Origin of the sequence: Mesorhizobium sp. YIM 152430 (assembly GCF_029210365.1) — a bacterium.
Lineage (GTDB): Bacteria > Pseudomonadota > Alphaproteobacteria > Rhizobiales > Rhizobiaceae > Aliihoeflea.
Window position 1 is genome coordinate 67,712 of sequence record NZ_JARGES010000043.1, and the last position, 15,626, is coordinate 83,337.

Genomic DNA, 15,626 nt, shown 5'->3' on the forward strand with positions numbered 1-15,626 from the left:
GGTCGAACGAACGCGTGCGCGAGTCTCGCCGCGCCCGAAGGCGGCGGACGAAGAGGCCATGAATGCCAGTATGAGGCCGCGCATTGCAAATTTCCCGTTCGCAGCGGGTTTTACGCGCTTCTGCGGCGGAGTCAATCGAGGGAAGCGGCAGTCTGATATGCGTTTTTCGTTCCGACTCCCGGCCTGCCGACTGCCGCAATCTCAATGCGGTCCCGACCGTCCCCGCGTCTGCGCCATCAGTTCATGCACATAGCGCAATTTCTCGGCCACCGGTTCTGAGATCACGAACGGATAGAGGTCCGGCAGCCCCATGCAGCGGTTGATCTGGTTGGAGGCCTCGCACAGGATCAGCCAGCGCGTCAGGAGTTCGTCGAAATCGGCGGGCGGCTCGGGATCGGCCGCATGGGCGGCGATGGGCTGGTCGGCGAATTCGCCCTCATTGGGCGGAAGATCGTGATCGATCGCGGTGTCGAGCCGGCCGAGCGGCATGTTGAGCGCCGCCGTCATCTCCAGCGTATCATAGATGTGCAGGTAATGCGCCCAAGTCTCGGCCCAGTCCTCCCAGGCGTGGCTCGCCGCGTATTGGGAGATGAAATCCTGCTCCCAGCCCGGCCGCGGGCCGGCCTCGTAGTGGCGCTGGAGAGCCTGCATGTAATCCTCGCCTTCGTCGCCGAACAACGCGCGGAAGCGACCCAGCCACTGCCCGTCGTCGCGGATCAGGCGGTCCCAGTAGTAATGGCCGAGTTCGTGCCGGAAATGGCCGAGCAGGGTGCGGTAGGCTTCGCCCATCGCAACCCGCATCTTCTCGCGCTCCGGGCTGTCCGCCTCGGCGACGTTGAGCGTGATCAGCCCGTTGTCGTGGCCCGTCAGGACGCGCTCTCCCCCCGGACCCCCGCCAACGGGGTCGGCGAGGAAATCGAAGGCGAGGCCGATCTCATCGCGTGGATCGGCCTTGGGAAAGACGTCCAGCCCGAAATGGAGAAGTTGGTAGATCGCGCGTTTCTTGGCGGCCTCGGTGTGCGCCCAGCGCTCGGGATTTCCCTGGATCGACAGGTCGGGAATGGTCTTGTTCAAGGAACAGGCGCGGCAAAAACCGCCCTCGACCTCGGCAACCCAGTTGCAGGCGGCCGGCAGCGCGTTGGTGCAGGTGAAGCCGCCCTGTCCCGTCACGACGAAATTCTCCTGCATCGGATCGTAGAGGACGGGGGTGCCGCAGGCCAGGCACATGCCGTTCTCGAAATAGAGACGGCTTGAACATTGCGGGCAGGAAAAGAGCTTCATGGGAGGTCATCCGGGAGAGGTCGTCGAAACCGGGAAACTCGCGACGATCGCAGCCGTTCCGGCAATCGGCGCATGGCGCAAAAGAAAAACCGCCGGCACAAGGCCGACGGCTTTTCCTGCGAGATTGCCCCGGCTTTAGCGGACGATGTAGACGATCCGGCGTGATTCCGGCTCGATGACGACCGGCTGGCCGTTGATATAGGCGTAGCGATAGTCGTAATCGGGAATCTCGCGGATCTCGACGGTGTCCGGCACGCCGGCGCCGACGACCACCTCGCCCTCGAGATAGACCGGCTCGACTTCGTTCTCGACCACATAGCTGCGAAGCTGCGGGTCCGGATCGGTGAGGACGCCCTCCGTCAGGCCGCCGGTTGCGGCGCCCGCCACCGTTCCGACGGCAGCGCCGATCGGGCCGGCAACCAGAGCCCCGGCGATCGCGCCGGTCGCAGCGCCGGAAATTGCGCCCGCGCCGGTGGCGGTGTTCGCTTCATAGGTGGCGACCGGGATCATCTCGGCCGGGCGCTCAGTCACGACGATCTGAGTGCCGGCATTGTCTGCGACCAGATAGTCGGAATAGGCCCAGCCTTCCGCGCCGGCGGCCGAAACCTGGCACCATTTGGAGTTTTCGAGGCAGCCGGCGAGCGTGGCTTCGCCATTCGCGGCGATCGAGCCGACGATGGGATATTCCGGGCCGGGACCAGCGCGAACGTTCAAATCGGTCGTCGCGGTCACGGCGGTCTGTGCAAGAGCCGCCGACGAGGCGAGCAGCACGACGGCGATCGCCGCCGACGATGTCAGGATGTTTTTCATGTTCGTATTCTCCGCAGGGGGTGTCACCTTCGCGGTAACAACGGCGTGAATGGCGCCTGGTTCCCGCGCGGATGCGGGACGTTTGCGGGCGGATCACAATTCGGTCAACATGATCGGACAACCACAACGGGATAACGTGCGGGTAAGAAGCGTATGCAAGAGTGATCGGCAGGCCGGCGCTTTTGCGTCCGCGCGCCCGCATGGGCCACACTTCATCTCAGGCATTTCGAAAGGCAGACGGATGGCAGGACGGGGAAAGATTTTGCTGGGCGCGGTCGTGGCACTGGCGGCGAGCGTGTCGCTTGCAAAGGCGCAGCAATGCGGCAATGACGGTGCGGGCTTCGAGGCCTGGAAGGGCCAGTTCGTGCAGCGCGCGGCATCGAGCGGCATCGGACAGCGCGGCGTCGCGGCCTTGCAGGGCACGAGCTACGCGACGCGTACCATCGCGGCCGATCGCAAGCAGGGCGGCGGCTTCACGCTGACCCTCGACCAGTTCCTGGAACGGCGTGGCGGCAACGCCATCGTTTCGCGCGGCACCCAGTTGAAGCGGCAAAATGCCGATCTCCTCGCCCGCATCGAGCGAGTTTACGGCGTGCCCGCCGGTCCGCTGATGGCGATCTGGGGCATGGAGACCGGTTTCGGCGGCTTCCTCGGCAACGAGAACATCCTGTCCGCCGTCGCCACGCTCGCCTATGACTGCCGCCGTTCGGAATTCTTTTCCGGCCATCTGATCGGCGCGCTGCAACTCGTCGACCAGGGCAATCTCGACCCGGCCGCCAAGGGCGCGGCGCATGGCGAAATCGGCCAGACGCAGTTCCTGCCCGCCAATGTCGTGCGCTACGGCGTCGACGGCGATGGCGACGGTCGCATCGACCTGATCAACAGCCGCGCCGACGCGCTCGCCTCGACCGCGAACTTCCTGCGCGGCCATGGCTGGCGCGCGGGCGAGGGCTACCAGCCGGGCGAGCCGAATTTCGCGGCGATTCAGGGCTGGAACGCGGCCAGCGTCTATCAGCAGGCGATCGCCGTGCTCGGCCAGCGCATCGACGCGAACTGAGGCCGAACGGCCGGACATGAAAAAGGGGCCGCGCGGCCCCTTTTTTGTTGCCTGGACCGTCTCAGGTTCAGCCCTTGCGCTTCCTGGCCGCCAGCGTGCGCAGGCGCAGGGCGTTGAGGCGGATGAAGCCTTCGGCGTCCTTCTGGTCGTAGGCGCCGCGGTCGTCCTCGAAGGTGACGAGCGCGTCGGAATAGAGCGATTTTTGCGAGCGGCGGCCGGTGACGATGACGTTGCCCTTGTAGAGATTCAGGCGGACCTCGCCCTCGACGTCCTCCTGGCTCTTGTCGATCAGCGCCTGTAGCATCTCGCGCTCGGGCGAGAACCAGAAGCCGTTATAGATCAGCTCCGCATAGCGGGGCATGATGTCGTCCTTCAGATGCGCCGCGCCGCGGTCGAGCGTGATCGATTCAATCGCGCGATGCGCGGCGAGAAGGATCGTGCCGCCGGGCGTCTCGTAGACGCCGCGCGACTTCATGCCGACGAAGCGGTTCTCGACCAGATCGAGACGGCCGATGCCGTTGTCACGGCCGAGGTCGTTGAGGGCGGCGAAGAGGGTCGCCGGAGACATTTCCCTGCCGTCCAGCGCGACCGGGTCGCCCTTCTTGAAGGTGATGACGATGTCCGTCACCTTGTCCGGGGCGTCCATTGGCGAGATGGTGCGCTGGTGGACATATTCCGGCGGCTCCTGCCACGGATCCTCCAGCACCTTGCCCTCGGAAGACGAGTGCAGCAAATTCGCATCGACCGAGAACGGCGCCTCGCCTTGTTTGTCCTTGGTCACCTGGATCTGGTGCTGTTCGGCGAAATTGATCAGGTCGGTGCGCGACTTGAAGGTCCAGTCGCGCCACGGCGCGATGACCTTGATGTCCGGGTTCAGCGCATAGGCGGAGAGCTCGAAGCGGACCTGGTCGTTGCCCTTGCCCGTCGCGCCGTGGGCGATGGCATCGGCGCCGGTTTCGGCCGCGATCTCGACCAGGCGCTTGGAGATCAGCGGTCGCGCGATCGAGGTTCCAAGAAGATAGGTGCCCTCATAGACGGCATTGGCGCGGAACATCGGGAAGACGAAGTCGCGGATGAATTCCTCGCGCACGTCCTCGATATAGATCTGCTGGATGCCGAGCATCTCGGCCTTGCGGCGCGCCGGGTCCAGTTCTTCGCCCTGGCCGAGATCGGCGGTGAAGGTGACGACCTCCGCGCCCAGTTCCGTCTGGAGCCATTTCAGGATGATGGAGGTGTCGAGCCCGCCCGAATAGGCGAGCACGACCTTCTTCACGTCTTTCCACTTCGACATTCGGGGACCTGCTTGAGATGAATTCCGATGCGGGCGGTAGCGCCCGTCCGGTCGCTCTTTTAGCAGGAATGTCGGGCCGGACAAGGCATCCGGCCCGCCGCGTCAGTCGAGCGCGCGCGTTCGCCGCGAGCGGGTGCCGCGCCTAGCCGTCTCGAACAGGTCGTAGAGAACGGCCACGATGCCGAGCCCGATGACGATTGCGAGGTCGAGCCGCGGCACCTTCCACAAGATGACCGCGAAGAAGGCGACGAACCCGATCAGGGCGAGCGGCGGAGCCAGTCTGGCGGCAAGCATCGAATGCGTCCTTTGCTATCGCCCGTAGATCGCCTGGGGCAGCCAGTAGACGATCTGCGGGAAGGTGTAGAGCAGCGCCATGGTGATGAAGACCATGCCCACATAGGGCAGCGAGCCTGCGAAGATCTGCGTCAGGCGGACCTCCGGCGGCGCGATGCCCTTGAGGTAATAGGCCGACATCGCCATCGGCGGCGTCAGGAACGAGGTCTGGAGGTTGAGCGCGATCAGGATGCCGAAAAACAGCGGATCGATCTCGAAGATCACCAGGAGCGGCAAAAAGATCGGCACGAAGATGATGATGATCTCCGACCATTCGAGCGGCCAGCCGAGCAGGAAGATGATGAACTGGGCCAGGATCAGGAACTGGAAGGGTGTCAGATCCATGCCGACGACGAAGTCGCGCACCACATGCTCGCCGCCGAGATAGGAGAACACCGACGCGAAGACCCAGGAGCCGACGAACAGCCAGCAGACCATCGCGGTCGTGCGCACGCTCAGATAGACCGATTCGCGCAGGCGCCGCCAGGTCAGAGCGCGATAGGCGATTGCAAGGACCAGTCCGCCCAGCGCGCCGATCGCGGCTGCCTCCGACGGCGTCGCCAGACCGAACAGGATCGCCCCGAGGACCGACATGATGAGAATGGCGAGCGGGAAGAAGGAGGTGAGCATCATCCACATGAGCCGGGCGAACGGGATCGGCTCCTCGGGTTCGACCGGCTTCGGCGCAAGGTTCGGCTGCATCATAGCGCGAACGATGATGTAGACGAGATACATGCCCGCGAGCAGGAATCCGGGAAGAAGCGCCCCGGCATAAAGTCGCACGATCGAGGTGCCCGATGCCGCCGCATAGACGATCAGCATGATCGAGGGCGGGATCAGGATGCCGAGCGTGCCGCCGGCACAGATGACGCCCGAGGCGAAGCTGGTGTCGTAGCGCGCCTTCATCATCGCCGGAAAGGCGAGCAGGCCCATCAGCGTGACGACGGCGCCGACGATGCCGGTGGCCGTGGCGAAAAGCGCGCAGGTGATGAGCGCGGCGACCGCCATCGAACCGGGAAGGCGGCGCGAGGCGATGCTCAGCGTTTCGAACAGGCGGTCGACGATGTTGGCGCGCTCGACGATGTAGCCCATGAACAGGAACAGCGGGATCGCGGTCAGGACGTCGTTCGCCATCACCGAATAGGTCTGGTTGACGAAGAGATCGAAGATGCGGTTGTTGAAGAAGCCGCCGATCCAGGACTGCCACAGATCGAAGGACGAAACGTCCTGGTCGAGCATCCGGTTATACGGCGCCCACATGCGGTTGGCGTCGAAATAGGCGTAGTAGCCGAAGGCGATCGCCAGCGCCATCAGCGTGAAGGCGATCGGAAACCCCAGCATGATGACGAAGATGAACAGCCCGAGCATCACCAGGGCAATGACGGGATCGCTCATTGGCGGGGCTCCTCGGGCGTGACGACGTCGACGGCTTCGCTGCCGTGCTGAAGGACCGGCGCATTCTCGCGCAGCATGATGGTTTCGAGTTCCTCGACATCGGGCGCGGGCTGCGGCCATTCGTTCGTGCGCATGGTGACGAGGCAGCGGCAGACCTGCGCGATGCCCTGGATCAGAAGCAGGGCTCCCGCGGCGACGATGATTGTCTTGAACTGGTAGATGGGCATTCCGGCCGGGCTCATGGTGCTGACTTCCATGAAACCCCAGGAGCGGCTGGCATATTTCCAGCCGGAGATGACCAGCGCCAGAACGCCCGGAAAGAAGAAGAAGAAATAGAGGACGAACTCGACCTTGGCCTGCGTACGCGGCTGCCAGAGCCGGTAGATGAAGTCGCCGCGCACATGTCCGTTACGTGACAGCGTATAGGCGCCCGCCATCATGAACATGGTGCCGTACATCATGTAGCTGAGGTCGAAGGCCCAGGGGGTCGGAGCGCGAAACGCGTAGCGGACGAGAACCTCGTAGCCGACGCCGAGAGCCATGATGACGATGCACCACGCGAAGACCTTGCCGAACCACGCCGACAACTCGTCGGCGAATGCGATGAAGCGGAGCATGTACTGCCAATCCCGATTACAGATAAAGTCCGGCCCCTGACGAACAGGAGCCGGACGCAGAGCGCGCGGGGCTTGACCCTTAGCCTTCCATCTTCAGCTTGCCGGGGAAGTAATGCTCATAGGCAAGCGCCAGATCGGCGGAGTTCATCAGTTCGTAGAAGGTGACACGTTCGACCCATTCGCGCTGGCTGTCGAGCACCTTCTTCATGTAGGGGTCGGCCTCGAGCGTGGGGATGATCTTGTCCCAGGCATCGAGCTGCGCGGCGAGAATCTCCTGCGAGGTGCGATGCACGGTCACGCCATGCTCTTCCTGCAACTTGACCAGATCGGCCGAATAATTGTCGAGCGCGAGCGCCGTGTTGGCCGTACTCGCGGCCTCGACGCCATATTCGAGAATGGCCTTCAGGTCGTCGTCCAGCCCGTCGAAGACGTCGCGGTTGAACATGAATTCGAAGGATTCGCTCGCCTGATGGTAGGATGACAGGATGTAGTGCTTGGCGACATCCTGCGAGCCGAAGCGAAGATCCGACGATGGATTGTTGAACTCGAAGGCGTCGATGACGCCGCGCTCCATCGCCGGCACGATTTCGCCGCCCGGAAGCTGGGCGACGCTCATGCCCATTTCCTGGAGAAGGTCGGCGGCAAGACCGACGGTGCGATACTTGAAGCCGTTGATGTCCGCGACCGTTGTGACGGGCTCCTTGAACCAGCCGAAAGGCTGGGCCGGCATCGGGAAGCCGTAGAAGCTGACGACGTTGAGGCCCATGATGTCCTGGGTCAGTTCCTCGTAAAGCTCCTTGCCGCCGCCCTGGTGGAACCAGGCGAGCATGGTCGTGGCGCTGCCGCCGAAGACGGGGCCGGTGCCGAACAGCGAGGCCGCTTTGTGCTTGCCGTACCAGTAGACCGGGACGGTGTGGGTGGCGTCGATGATGCCGTCATTGACGGCGTCGAGCACCTGGAAGGCGCCGACGACGGCGCCGGCCGGCAGGAGCTCGAACTGGATGCGCCCCCCCGACATCTTCTCGACGCGCTCGATATATTGCCGTGCGAAATCCATCCAGATGTCGGACGAGGGCCACGACGTCTGCATCTTGATCGTGACGGGCGCCTGCGCCAGAACGGCGGGCGCGGCCAATGCGCCGGCCGCCGTTGCGCCGACGACCGTGGTTGCACCGGCGCCGAGGAACTTGCGACGCGAAAGCGATTTGTTTTCCATGATTGGTCTCCTCCCAAAGACAGCGCCGGCATTTCTCGCCGGCCCTGCCGGGGAGGATAGCTATTACGTTAACTAACGCAAGCGGGTGGCGCCCGTTGTGTTCCATCTACGACTAATGGCTAATATGAGCCGACCCGTCTTTCCGTGTCTGGATCACCTCCATGGACTTCCTGCCGACCACCGCCACCCTTCTCCAGTTCGCCGTCGCCACGATCGTGATCGCGATCACGCCGGGGCCGGACATGACGCTGTTCGTCGGCCGTGCGCTGTCCGAGGGGCGTTCGGCGGGCTTTGCCTGCATGATCGGCGCGATGACCGGGATCGTCATCCACACGGCGCTGGTCGCGCTCGGCCTGTCGGCGCTGATCGTCGCCTCGCCGCAGGCGTTCTTCGTCCTGAAGCTCGTCGGCGCGCTCTATCTCGTCTGGCTCGCCTACCAGGCGATCCGCCACGGCTCGGCCTTCTCGCCGGACATGGGAGAGGTCCGCGCAAGACGCTCGTTCTTCGCCAACTGGGCCACGGGGCTCGGGATCAATCTCTTGAACCCGAAGATCATCCTGTTCTTCATGACCTTCCTGCCGCAATTCGTCTCGGCGTCGGACCCGGATGCGCCGGCCAAGCTGTTCTTTCTGGGCGCGCTCTTCATTCCGCTATCGCTACCGATCACCGTGCCGATGGTGATCGCGGCCGACAGGTTCTCGGCGCTGCTGAAGCGCTCGCCGCGGGTGACGCGCATCATCGATTATGTGTTCGCAGGGGTATTTTCGGCCTTCGCGTTGCGCATCCTCATGACGCAGGCGCGGTAGGCTCGTCGCGCCAGCGGCCCGCATTGCGTCCGGCGACCAGCCAATAGGCGAAAGCTCCCAACGCACCGGCCACCGAGAACAGGATCGCCATTGCCGCACCATCCCCCGAGGCGCGGGGGCCGAAGACGATCAGCAGACCGATCGGCGCGGGTATGAAGGCGCCTGTCGCGACATGGACGAGCCAGTGCCGCCACCGTCGCCACTCCGCCAGGATGACGAAATTCAGGGCGGGAATGAGGGCATATGCGGCAAGGATCAGGAGGATCGTCGTCACTCGATCGGCCAGACCGTGCCTCAACCGAGTGAACTCGCCGGCGAGAAGCGCTCCCAGCAAAGCGGGAAGAAGAAGCGTCGCTCCGGCGGTAAGGAATGCGAGGGCGAGCCCCGTCACGATCGTGACGGTGCGGCTCACGATGGAGCCCGGCCGGCGTCGCCTCTCCACATTCCCGCATTGCGTCCGGCAATCGCCCAATAGGCGATGCCGCCGACGAGACCGGCGGCGAGCGTCAAAAGCATCAGGCCGGTATCGGTCGCGGCTGCGGGAGCGTCGAGCGCCGCAGCCATCTGCCAGCCGGCATAAAGCGCCACCGGTGCGCCGGCGAGCGCGTGGGCGAGCCAGGATCGCCAGCCGATGAGTTCGGCGGCGACCGCCACCAGCAGGAAGGCACCGAAGGACAGATTGGCGATGATCAGGGCGAAGAACGGCACGGTGACGAAGAGCGTCGGCCGCGCGGCCTCTGAGAATTCAGGGATGACCGCGACGACGGTCGAGGCGAAGAGAAGGTTGAGAAACAGGCTGGCGGCCAGGCAGGCGACGACGAAGCCGGCAAGGATCGCGACGAAGCGGACCAGATAGGTGACGAGGCGGTCCATCCTCGCCGGGCCTATTCGCCGTGGCCGGCGATCATCATAGCCTCGAGCGCCAGGCGCTCCGACTTCTTCATGCGCTCGGATTCGGATTTCAACTGGCCGCAGGCGGCGAGGATGTCGCGGCCGCGCGGGGTGCGGATTGGCGAGGCGTAGCCGGCGGCATTGACGTAGTCGGCGAATTTCTCGATCTGCTCCCAGTCCGAGCACTGGTAGTTCGAGCCCGGCCACGGATTGAACGGGATCAGATTGATCTTGGCCGGAATGCCGCGCAGCAGCTTCACCAGCGCCTTGGCGTCGTCCATCGAATCGTTGATGTCCTTGAGCATTACATATTCGAAGGTGATGCGCCGCGCGTTCGACAGGCCGGGATAGTCGCGGCACGCCTGGATCAACTGCTCGAGCGGGTATTTCTTGTTGATCGGCACCAGCAGGTCGCGCAGGTCGTCGTTGACGGCGTGGAGCGAGATCGCCAGCATGACGCCGAGCTCGTCACCGGTTCGGTAGATTTCCGGCACGACGCCGGAGGTGGAGAGCGTGATGCGGCGCTTGGACAGGGAGAGCCCGTCGCCGTCGGAGGCGATCAGCAGCGCCTTCTTCACCTCCTCGAAATTGTAGAGCGGCTCGCCCATGCCCATCATGACGATGTTGGTGATCTTGCGCCCTTCCGCCGGCACGATCGCGCCGTCCGGCGTATCGCGGTCGGGAAAATCGCCGAGCCGGTCGCGCGCAGTCATCAACTGGGCGAGGATTTCCTCGGCCGTCAGGTTGCGCACCAGCTTCTGCGTGCCGGTATGGCAGAAGGTGCAGGTCAGGGTGCAGCCGACCTGGCTCGAAATGCACAGCGTCCCGCGCCCTTCCTCGGGAATGTAGACGGTCTCGATCTCGACCGGGCGGCCGGCACCGCGCGGCGGGAAGCGGAACAGCCATTTGCGCGTGCCGTCCTCGGAGATCTGTTCCTCGACGATCTCCGGCCGGGCGATGGTGAAGGTTTCGGCCAGCTTGCCGCGCAGCTCCTTGGAGATGTTGAACATATGGGCGAAATCGGAGACGCCGCGCACATAGAGCCAGTGCCAGAGCTGCTGGACGCGCATCCTGCGCTGCTTTTCGGGAATGCCGATCACGCCCAGCGCCTCGGCCATCTCGGCCCGCGACATGCCGATCAGCGACGGCTTTTCCGCGCTCTTCGGGCGAAGGGCGGCGCGGGTCGCAGGTTCGGTCAGGTCGAGCGTCAGGGTCATCGTCCAGCATTCTTGAAATGTCGCGCATGGGTCGTCGCGGAAGTCCGCGAAACGCCCGCTTCTAACACGAACGGGCGCGCGCCGCTATTTTCGCGGTCGAGGCACTCACATAGGCGACGCTGCCGCAAATGAAAAGGCCGGGGCTCGCGCCCCGGCCGATTCGAAGATCGCGGCTGCGGGAACCTAGCTGCAACTCTGGATCGAGTTCAGCGCCGCGGTGATGCCGCGCAGCGAGAAGGTATAGTTGGTGTCGTTGCCGCGACCCGATTTGGCCGAGACCTTCATGTCCGCGCCGCCGCGCATGGCGGCGATCAGTTCGCCTTCCTGGGCGGCGTTCTCGAGCCAGGCCGACGTGCCGCGCGTGAACATCGAATAGGTCGAATTGCCGACCTGCACCGTCACCTTGGAATTGTCCTGGAAATTGTAGGACGCGATGAACTGCGGCTCGTAGGCGACGTTCTGGCCGGGCTTCTGGCTGACGAAGAAGAAGATGTCGCCATGGTTGAGGCTGGTCGGCTGCTTGTCGGTCGGAACCGTCAGCACGTAGCACACGCGCCCGCCGTCACCCTCGTAGGAATAGGTGCCCCAGGCATTGTGCTGGCCGATCTTGGTTGCGGACTGGGCGAGCGCCGGCGTGGCGAGAGCGACCATGCTGAGGCAGGAGAGTGTCGCGATTGTTCTGCGCATGGCTTACCTTTGATCCCTGTCTGATCGTTTTGGACTGCTTAACGAAACGGGCCGAGAGGCCCGGATTGCCTCGAATTTTACGGAAACGGGGTTACCAAAGAATAAACCGGCTGGCGAGCGCTTGCCGATCTCCGAGATTCCCTTCCCCTCATCCGGGCTGTCTGCCCGGCTTCGGGATCACTTCAAATCGCATGGGCGCATCCTTGTCGTGAGCGCCCGCTGTCCCGACCGGGATGTTGAACCGGGCAAAGGCGGCAATATTTTGACTGAATGTGTCAGGCCGTGAAGTTGGGACCGAACTTGGCGGTTGCGCCTGCGAAACGCGCCGCTTAGTCTTGCCCCGACTGCGGCACCACGGCCGTTCGGGAGAGTTTTCCGCTTCGCATGACGACGACGCCTGCACAGGACCACGCAAGGCTGGCCGCTCGCGTGGCCGTCGATCGCGACCGGGCCGCCTTCGAAATCCTGTTCGATCACTTCGCGCCGCGCGTGAACGGCCATCTGCAACGGCTCGGCATGGAACGCGGCCAGGCCGAGGATCTGACGCAGGAAGTGATGTCGGTGCTGTGGCACAAGGCGCATTTGTTCGATCCGGCAAAATCCTCGCTCGCCACCTGGCTCTACCGCATCGCGCGCAACCGTCGGATCGATCTGTTGCGCCGGGACAAGTCCCACCGCCTCGATCCGGCAGATCCGATCTTCGAGCCGGATGCGCCGGAGCCGGCGGACGAGGCGGTCGACGGCGCGCGTCGTGACGAGCGGGTGCGGCTGGCGATCGGCGCATTGCCGTCAGAGCAGGTCGAATTGATCCGGCTCGCCTTTTTCGCCGGGCTGTCGCACAGCCAGATCGCGGAGCGCACCGGCCTTCCGCTCGGCACCGTCAAGTCACGCATCAGGCTGGCTTTTTCGCGATTGCGCAAGGCTTTGGAAACCGACCCGCAGGTCGACACCGCCGACTGATCAGTCAGCCGGGACGGGCAAAACGCTCCAAGGCCGCCTCGGCGGCATTGCGATGCTCCGGCTTGATGTGAGCGCGGACATTGGCGATGGCCGCCGTCAGGACGGCGATGTCGTCGGTGAAGCCGAGGCCGAGGATGAAGTCGGGCACGAGGTCGAAAGGCAGGACGAAATAGGCGAGCGCCGCCAGAAGCGTGCCGCGCACACGCAGCGGCGTCGACGGATCGAGTGCGCAATAATAGGCGGCGACCAGTTCGTCGGCGAAAGGAATGTGGCGCGAGGCGCGCCTGAAGGTGCGCCAGAAGCCGCCCGCCACCCGGCGCGCCCGCTCCTGATGGGTGCGGCTGTCGCCCGGCTCGAGGATGTCATCGATGGTCGCCTGCTTCATGGCTTCCCGGTCCCGTTGATCGGAAATTACATGGGAGCCGGCGAGCGGCGCTTCAAGTTTCTGAAAGCCGATCGAACCGCTTCGCCATGTCGACATCGCGCTGCGACAGCCCGCCGACATCGTGCGACGTCAATCGGATGTCGACGCGGTTGTAGACATTCGACCATTCGGGATGATGGTCGGCCTTTTCGGCGGCGAGCGCGCAGCGCGTCATGAAGCCGAAGGCCTGGACGAAGGTCTTGAATTTGAAGCTGCGCGAAATGCCCTTGCCGTCCGCATCGCGCGTCCAGCCCGGCAGCGCGTCCAGCGCCGCCGGGATTTCCGCCTCAGAAAGCGCGTCCTTCGCCATCAGCGCGGCGTCCATGCCGGTTGGGGGACGTGCGCCCAGCCGCCGCGCGGCGCCTGCTCGACCTGTTGATCGAGCGGCCATGCCTCTTCGACGACATAGGGACCACCGCCGATCGAATCGCGCGAGGACATCATCACGAAGCGGCCAACCCGGAATGGAGCCGTCGAGAAATTGCCGCGCATGGAGAGGTAATGCGCGACCTCGCCGGGCGAGACGTTGCGCAGCCGCGCGATCGTGACATGAGGGGCGAACTTGCGGGCGTCAGCGGGCAGGCCGAGCCGCTGGCCGATCCGCTCGATCTCGCCCTGAAGCGCGTTCAATTCGGGCGAGGGTGCGACGCCGGCATAGATCGAATGCGGCTTCTTCGAGCCGAATGCGCCGACGCCGGACAAGGTCAGCATGAAGGAGTTGCGCCGAACGCGGTCGAGTGCGACGGCGATCTCATCCGCGACGTGGCCCTCCACATCGCCGTAAAAGCGCAGTGTCAGGTGATAGTTCTCGGGGTCGATCCAGCGGGCACCGGCAAGGCCGCCACGCAGGAGAGAGAGCGAAAGGGCGGCGTCGCGCGGAATTTCGAGAGCGGTGAAAAGTCGCGGCATGGTCTGGTCCTTCCCCAAATCCGGCCAGCTGCTGACTGGAGCAGACGGCTTTAACCGCTTCGGACGCCAAGATTGCCTGGAAGGCGCCGAAGCCGGGATGTCAGCCCGAAAATCGGGCGGCGAACCGGGCGGCGAAAAACAGCGCTTTGCAGTGCGGCATCTGCCGTCCGGGACTTTTCTCCGGCATTTCGAGACCGGCTCTGGCCCTCCTCGAATCGACTGCATCTTGCATTCAGCGAATCACCGGCGGCGATTTTGCGCAAGCGATTTTGCAGCGCAGCGTAATTCATCAACCGTTAACGTTACCCTTGCTCGGCAATATAGGCTTCGACCAATGGGAGGACGCCGTCGACCATGCGGTCGACCCCGGCCGCGCTCGGATGCATCCGGTCCTCCAGCGTCATGCCCGAAACGGTGGTCACGCCGTCAAGGAAGAACGGGTAGAGCTCGACGTCGAAGCGGCTCGCCAGTTCCGGATAGATGCCGTTGAAACGGGTCCCATAGGACGCGCCCAGATTCGGCGCGGCAAGCATCCCCATCAGCATGACGTCAATGTCGCGGGCATCGAGCCGCTCCAGCATCTGCGTCAGATTGCGTTCGGTGACGTCCGGGTCGACGCCGCGCAGCATGTCGTTGGCGCCGAGGCCGAGAATGACGAGTTGCGTGTCGTCCGGCACCGACCAGTCGAGACGGGCAAGGCCCGCGCTCGTCGTGTCGCCGGAGACGCCGGCATTGGCGATCACCACATCGTGACCGCGCGCCTTTAGCGCTTCTTCGAGCTTTTCGGGAAAGGATTCTCCTGGCCCAAGCTGGTATCCGGCCATCAGACTGTCACCGAAAGCGACGATCCGCACCGGTTCGGCTAGCGCCGAAGCGATACTTCCCAGCAAGGCCAGTCCGCCTGCGACCAAAACGCGTATGGAAGAATTGAACGCCATCACCCACAACCCATATGAAACCAGCCGGTTCGCCGGCCCCGTCAGGGAACGACCGTTCCCGCTTCAAGAAGCGCATATAGGAGCGATCGGCCTTGGCAGAACCCGTCATCGAGATGAAAGACGTTTCGCTCACGCTTGGCGAGGGTGCCTCGTCGGTTCATGTCCTCAAAGGCATCAGTCTCGACATCGCCGCCGGCGAGACGGCCGGCATCGTCGGGCCGTCCGGGTCTGGCAAGTCGACGCTGCTGATGGTGCTCGCCGGGCTGGAGCGCATCGATGCCGGTCGAATCCGGATCGCCGGCGAAGACCTGACGGCGATGAGCGAGGACCAGCTTGCCGCCTTCCGGGGTCGCAATGTCGGCATCGTCTTCCAGTCCTTCCATCTGATCCCCAACATGACGGCGCTCGAAAACGTCGCCGTGCCGCTGGAACTCGCCGGCCGGGACGACGCCTTCGCGGTTGCAGAACGTGAACTCACCGAAGTCGGGCTGAAGGATCGCCTGACGCACTATCCTGGCGAACTGTCCGGCGGCGAGCAGCAGCGCGTGGCCATTGCCCGCGCCCTCGCCCCCTCCCCGCGGCTCCTCATCGCCGACGAGCCGACCGGCAATCTCGACCAGGCGACCGGCCGGCAGATCGCCGACATGCTGTTCGCCAAGACAGTCGAGCGCGGCATGACCTTGATGCTCGTCACGCACGATCCGGCACTGGCGGCGCGCTGCTCGCGGCAGATCGCCATCCGGTCGGGGCGGATCGAGAGCGAGCCGCAATTGCAGGCGGTGCGGGCGTGACCT

At 64.3% G+C, this 15,626-nt stretch carries 19 protein-coding genes; 4 read left to right on the forward strand and 15 right to left on the reverse strand.

Features of this window, described 5'->3' with window-relative positions:
* Positions 1-201 precede the first annotated feature (201 nt).
* Both PZ895_RS12520 and PZ895_RS12525 read right to left on the reverse strand, forming a co-directional pair.
* Positions 202-1,281, reverse strand: a complete 1,080-nt coding sequence (locus tag PZ895_RS12520) for a putative zinc-binding metallopeptidase (RefSeq protein WP_275839326.1) — start codon at positions 1,279-1,281, stop codon at positions 202-204.
* A gap of 135 nt (positions 1,282-1,416) precedes the next feature.
* Positions 1,417-2,091 carry a DUF1236 domain-containing protein gene (locus PZ895_RS12525; RefSeq protein WP_275839327.1) on the reverse strand — a complete coding sequence of 225 codons (675 nt, stop codon included), beginning with the start codon at positions 2,089-2,091 and terminating at the stop codon, positions 1,417-1,419.
* Between the two features lie 241 nt (positions 2,092-2,332).
* On the opposite strand from PZ895_RS12525, the gene PZ895_RS12530 reads away from it, so the two are divergent.
* On the forward strand, positions 2,333-3,148 hold the full coding sequence (locus tag PZ895_RS12530) for a lytic murein transglycosylase (RefSeq protein WP_275839328.1): 816 nt from the start codon (positions 2,333-2,335) through the stop codon (positions 3,146-3,148).
* Between the two features lie 67 nt (positions 3,149-3,215).
* Here the strand turns inward: PZ895_RS12530 and PZ895_RS12535 are convergent, their stop codons facing one another.
* The 5 genes from PZ895_RS12535 to PZ895_RS12555 form a co-directional block, all read right to left on the reverse strand.
* Complete coding sequence (locus tag PZ895_RS12535) at positions 3,216-4,439, reverse strand: argininosuccinate synthase (protein WP_275839329.1); 1,224 nt, start codon at positions 4,437-4,439, stop codon at positions 3,216-3,218.
* Between the two features lie 102 nt (positions 4,440-4,541).
* Positions 4,542-4,733 carry a hypothetical protein gene (locus PZ895_RS12540; RefSeq protein WP_275839330.1) on the reverse strand — a complete coding sequence of 64 codons (192 nt, stop codon included), beginning with the start codon at positions 4,731-4,733 and terminating at the stop codon, positions 4,542-4,544.
* A gap of 15 nt (positions 4,734-4,748) precedes the next feature.
* Positions 4,749-6,167 (reverse strand): TRAP transporter large permease subunit, encoded by a 1,419-nt coding sequence (locus tag PZ895_RS12545; protein WP_275839331.1) that lies wholly within the window; start codon positions 6,165-6,167, stop codon positions 4,749-4,751.
* Positions 6,164-6,784 carry a TRAP transporter small permease subunit gene (locus PZ895_RS12550; protein ID WP_275839332.1) on the reverse strand — a complete coding sequence of 207 codons (621 nt, stop codon included), beginning with the start codon at positions 6,782-6,784 and terminating at the stop codon, positions 6,164-6,166. The genes PZ895_RS12545 and PZ895_RS12550 overlap by 4 nt, the downstream gene beginning before the upstream one ends.
* Before the next feature lie 79 nt (positions 6,785-6,863).
* Positions 6,864-8,000: a TRAP transporter substrate-binding protein gene (locus PZ895_RS12555; protein WP_275839333.1), complete on the reverse strand. Its 1,137-nt coding sequence runs from the start codon at positions 7,998-8,000 to the stop codon at positions 6,864-6,866.
* Between the two features lie 161 nt (positions 8,001-8,161).
* Here PZ895_RS12555 and PZ895_RS12560 point away from each other — a divergent pair, with 161 nt between their 5' ends.
* Positions 8,162-8,806, forward strand: a complete 645-nt coding sequence (locus tag PZ895_RS12560) for a LysE family translocator (protein ID WP_275839334.1) — start codon at positions 8,162-8,164, stop codon at positions 8,804-8,806.
* Here PZ895_RS12560 and PZ895_RS12565 read toward each other — a convergent pair.
* The 4 genes from PZ895_RS12565 to PZ895_RS12580 all read right to left on the reverse strand — a co-directional run bounded on the left by PZ895_RS12565 (position 8,787) and on the right by PZ895_RS12580 (position 11,601).
* The gene (locus PZ895_RS12565) at positions 8,787-9,218 is read right to left on the reverse strand and encodes a hypothetical protein (RefSeq protein ID WP_275839335.1); all 432 of its coding nucleotides are present in this window, start codon (positions 9,216-9,218) and stop codon (positions 8,787-8,789) included. The two genes, PZ895_RS12560 and PZ895_RS12565, sit on opposite strands and share 20 nt — an antisense overlap.
* On the reverse strand, positions 9,215-9,679 hold the full coding sequence (locus tag PZ895_RS12570) for a hypothetical protein (RefSeq protein WP_275839336.1): 465 nt from the start codon (positions 9,677-9,679) through the stop codon (positions 9,215-9,217). Before PZ895_RS12570 ends, PZ895_RS12565 begins: the two co-directional genes overlap by 4 nt.
* An 11-nt stretch (positions 9,680-9,690) precedes the next feature.
* Positions 9,691-10,914, reverse strand: a complete 1,224-nt coding sequence (rlmN, locus tag PZ895_RS12575) for a 23S rRNA (adenine(2503)-C(2))-methyltransferase RlmN (RefSeq protein ID WP_275839337.1) — start codon at positions 10,912-10,914, stop codon at positions 9,691-9,693.
* A 183-nt stretch (positions 10,915-11,097) separates the two neighbouring features.
* Positions 11,098-11,601 (reverse strand): invasion associated locus B family protein, encoded by a 504-nt coding sequence (locus tag PZ895_RS12580; RefSeq protein ID WP_275839338.1) that lies wholly within the window; start codon positions 11,599-11,601, stop codon positions 11,098-11,100.
* Between the two features lie 384 nt (positions 11,602-11,985).
* Between PZ895_RS12580 and PZ895_RS12585 the strand changes: the two genes are divergently transcribed.
* Positions 11,986-12,561 (forward strand): sigma-70 family RNA polymerase sigma factor, encoded by a 576-nt coding sequence (locus PZ895_RS12585; RefSeq protein ID WP_275839339.1) that lies wholly within the window; start codon positions 11,986-11,988, stop codon positions 12,559-12,561.
* A gap of 4 nt (positions 12,562-12,565) precedes the next feature.
* On the opposite strand, the gene PZ895_RS12590 is transcribed toward PZ895_RS12585, so the two are convergent.
* From PZ895_RS12590 to PZ895_RS12605, 4 genes are all read right to left on the reverse strand, one after another.
* Positions 12,566-12,946: a YkvA family protein gene (locus tag PZ895_RS12590; RefSeq protein ID WP_275839340.1), complete on the reverse strand. Its 381-nt coding sequence runs from the start codon at positions 12,944-12,946 to the stop codon at positions 12,566-12,568.
* 52 nt (positions 12,947-12,998) lie between these two features.
* Positions 12,999-13,295 (reverse strand): 4a-hydroxytetrahydrobiopterin dehydratase, encoded by a 297-nt coding sequence (locus tag PZ895_RS12595; RefSeq protein ID WP_275839341.1) that lies wholly within the window; start codon positions 13,293-13,295, stop codon positions 12,999-13,001.
* Positions 13,295-13,894, reverse strand: a complete 600-nt coding sequence (gene thpR, locus PZ895_RS12600) for an RNA 2',3'-cyclic phosphodiesterase (protein ID WP_275839342.1) — start codon at positions 13,892-13,894, stop codon at positions 13,295-13,297. The genes PZ895_RS12595 and thpR overlap by 1 nt, the downstream gene beginning before the upstream one ends.
* Positions 13,895-14,196: 302 nt before the next feature.
* Positions 14,197-14,832 (reverse strand): arylesterase, encoded by a 636-nt coding sequence (locus PZ895_RS12605; protein ID WP_275839343.1) that lies wholly within the window; start codon positions 14,830-14,832, stop codon positions 14,197-14,199.
* 113 nt (positions 14,833-14,945) lie between these two features.
* Between PZ895_RS12605 and PZ895_RS12610 the strand changes: the two genes are divergently transcribed.
* Positions 14,946-15,623, forward strand: coding sequence for an ABC transporter ATP-binding protein (locus PZ895_RS12610; protein ID WP_275839791.1), 678 nt, complete (start codon positions 14,946-14,948; stop codon positions 15,621-15,623).
* Positions 15,624-15,626: the final 3 nt, after the last annotated feature.

What these genes read in the sequence shown, in the direction of transcription:
- PZ895_RS12520 (WP_275839326.1), bottom strand. Translation starts at nt 1,281, where the DNA reads ATGAAGCTCTTTTCCTGCCCGCAATGTTCAAGCCGTCTCTATTTCGAG.
- PZ895_RS12525 (WP_275839327.1), bottom strand. Translation starts at nt 2,091, where the DNA reads ATGAAAAACATCCTGACATCGTCGGCGGCGATCGCCGTCGTGCTGCTC.
- PZ895_RS12530 (WP_275839328.1), top strand. Translation starts at nt 2,333, where the DNA reads ATGGCAGGACGGGGAAAGATTTTGCTGGGCGCGGTCGTGGCACTGGCG.
- PZ895_RS12535 (WP_275839329.1), bottom strand. Translation starts at nt 4,439, where the DNA reads ATGTCGAAGTGGAAAGACGTGAAGAAGGTCGTGCTCGCCTATTCGGGC.
- PZ895_RS12540 (WP_275839330.1), bottom strand. Translation starts at nt 4,733, where the DNA reads ATGCTTGCCGCCAGACTGGCTCCGCCGCTCGCCCTGATCGGGTTCGTC.
- PZ895_RS12545 (WP_275839331.1), bottom strand. Translation starts at nt 6,167, where the DNA reads ATGAGCGATCCCGTCATTGCCCTGGTGATGCTCGGGCTGTTCATCTTC.
- PZ895_RS12550 (WP_275839332.1), bottom strand. Translation starts at nt 6,784, where the DNA reads ATGCTCCGCTTCATCGCATTCGCCGACGAGTTGTCGGCGTGGTTCGGC.
- PZ895_RS12555 (WP_275839333.1), bottom strand. Translation starts at nt 8,000, where the DNA reads ATGGAAAACAAATCGCTTTCGCGTCGCAAGTTCCTCGGCGCCGGTGCA.
- PZ895_RS12560 (WP_275839334.1), top strand. Translation starts at nt 8,162, where the DNA reads ATGGACTTCCTGCCGACCACCGCCACCCTTCTCCAGTTCGCCGTCGCC.
- PZ895_RS12570 (WP_275839336.1), bottom strand. Translation starts at nt 9,679, where the DNA reads ATGGACCGCCTCGTCACCTATCTGGTCCGCTTCGTCGCGATCCTTGCC.
- rlmN (WP_275839337.1), bottom strand. Translation starts at nt 10,914, where the DNA reads ATGACCCTGACGCTCGACCTGACCGAACCTGCGACCCGCGCCGCCCTT.
- PZ895_RS12580 (WP_275839338.1), bottom strand. Translation starts at nt 11,601, where the DNA reads ATGCGCAGAACAATCGCGACACTCTCCTGCCTCAGCATGGTCGCTCTC.
- PZ895_RS12585 (WP_275839339.1), top strand. Translation starts at nt 11,986, where the DNA reads ATGACGACGACGCCTGCACAGGACCACGCAAGGCTGGCCGCTCGCGTG.
- PZ895_RS12590 (WP_275839340.1), bottom strand. Translation starts at nt 12,946, where the DNA reads ATGAAGCAGGCGACCATCGATGACATCCTCGAGCCGGGCGACAGCCGC.
- PZ895_RS12595 (WP_275839341.1), bottom strand. Translation starts at nt 13,295, where the DNA reads ATGGCGAAGGACGCGCTTTCTGAGGCGGAAATCCCGGCGGCGCTGGAC.
- thpR (WP_275839342.1), bottom strand. Translation starts at nt 13,894, where the DNA reads ATGCCGCGACTTTTCACCGCTCTCGAAATTCCGCGCGACGCCGCCCTT.
- PZ895_RS12605 (WP_275839343.1), bottom strand. Translation starts at nt 14,832, where the DNA reads ATGGCGTTCAATTCTTCCATACGCGTTTTGGTCGCAGGCGGACTGGCC.
- PZ895_RS12610 (WP_275839791.1), top strand. Translation starts at nt 14,946, where the DNA reads ATGAAAGACGTTTCGCTCACGCTTGGCGAGGGTGCCTCGTCGGTTCAT.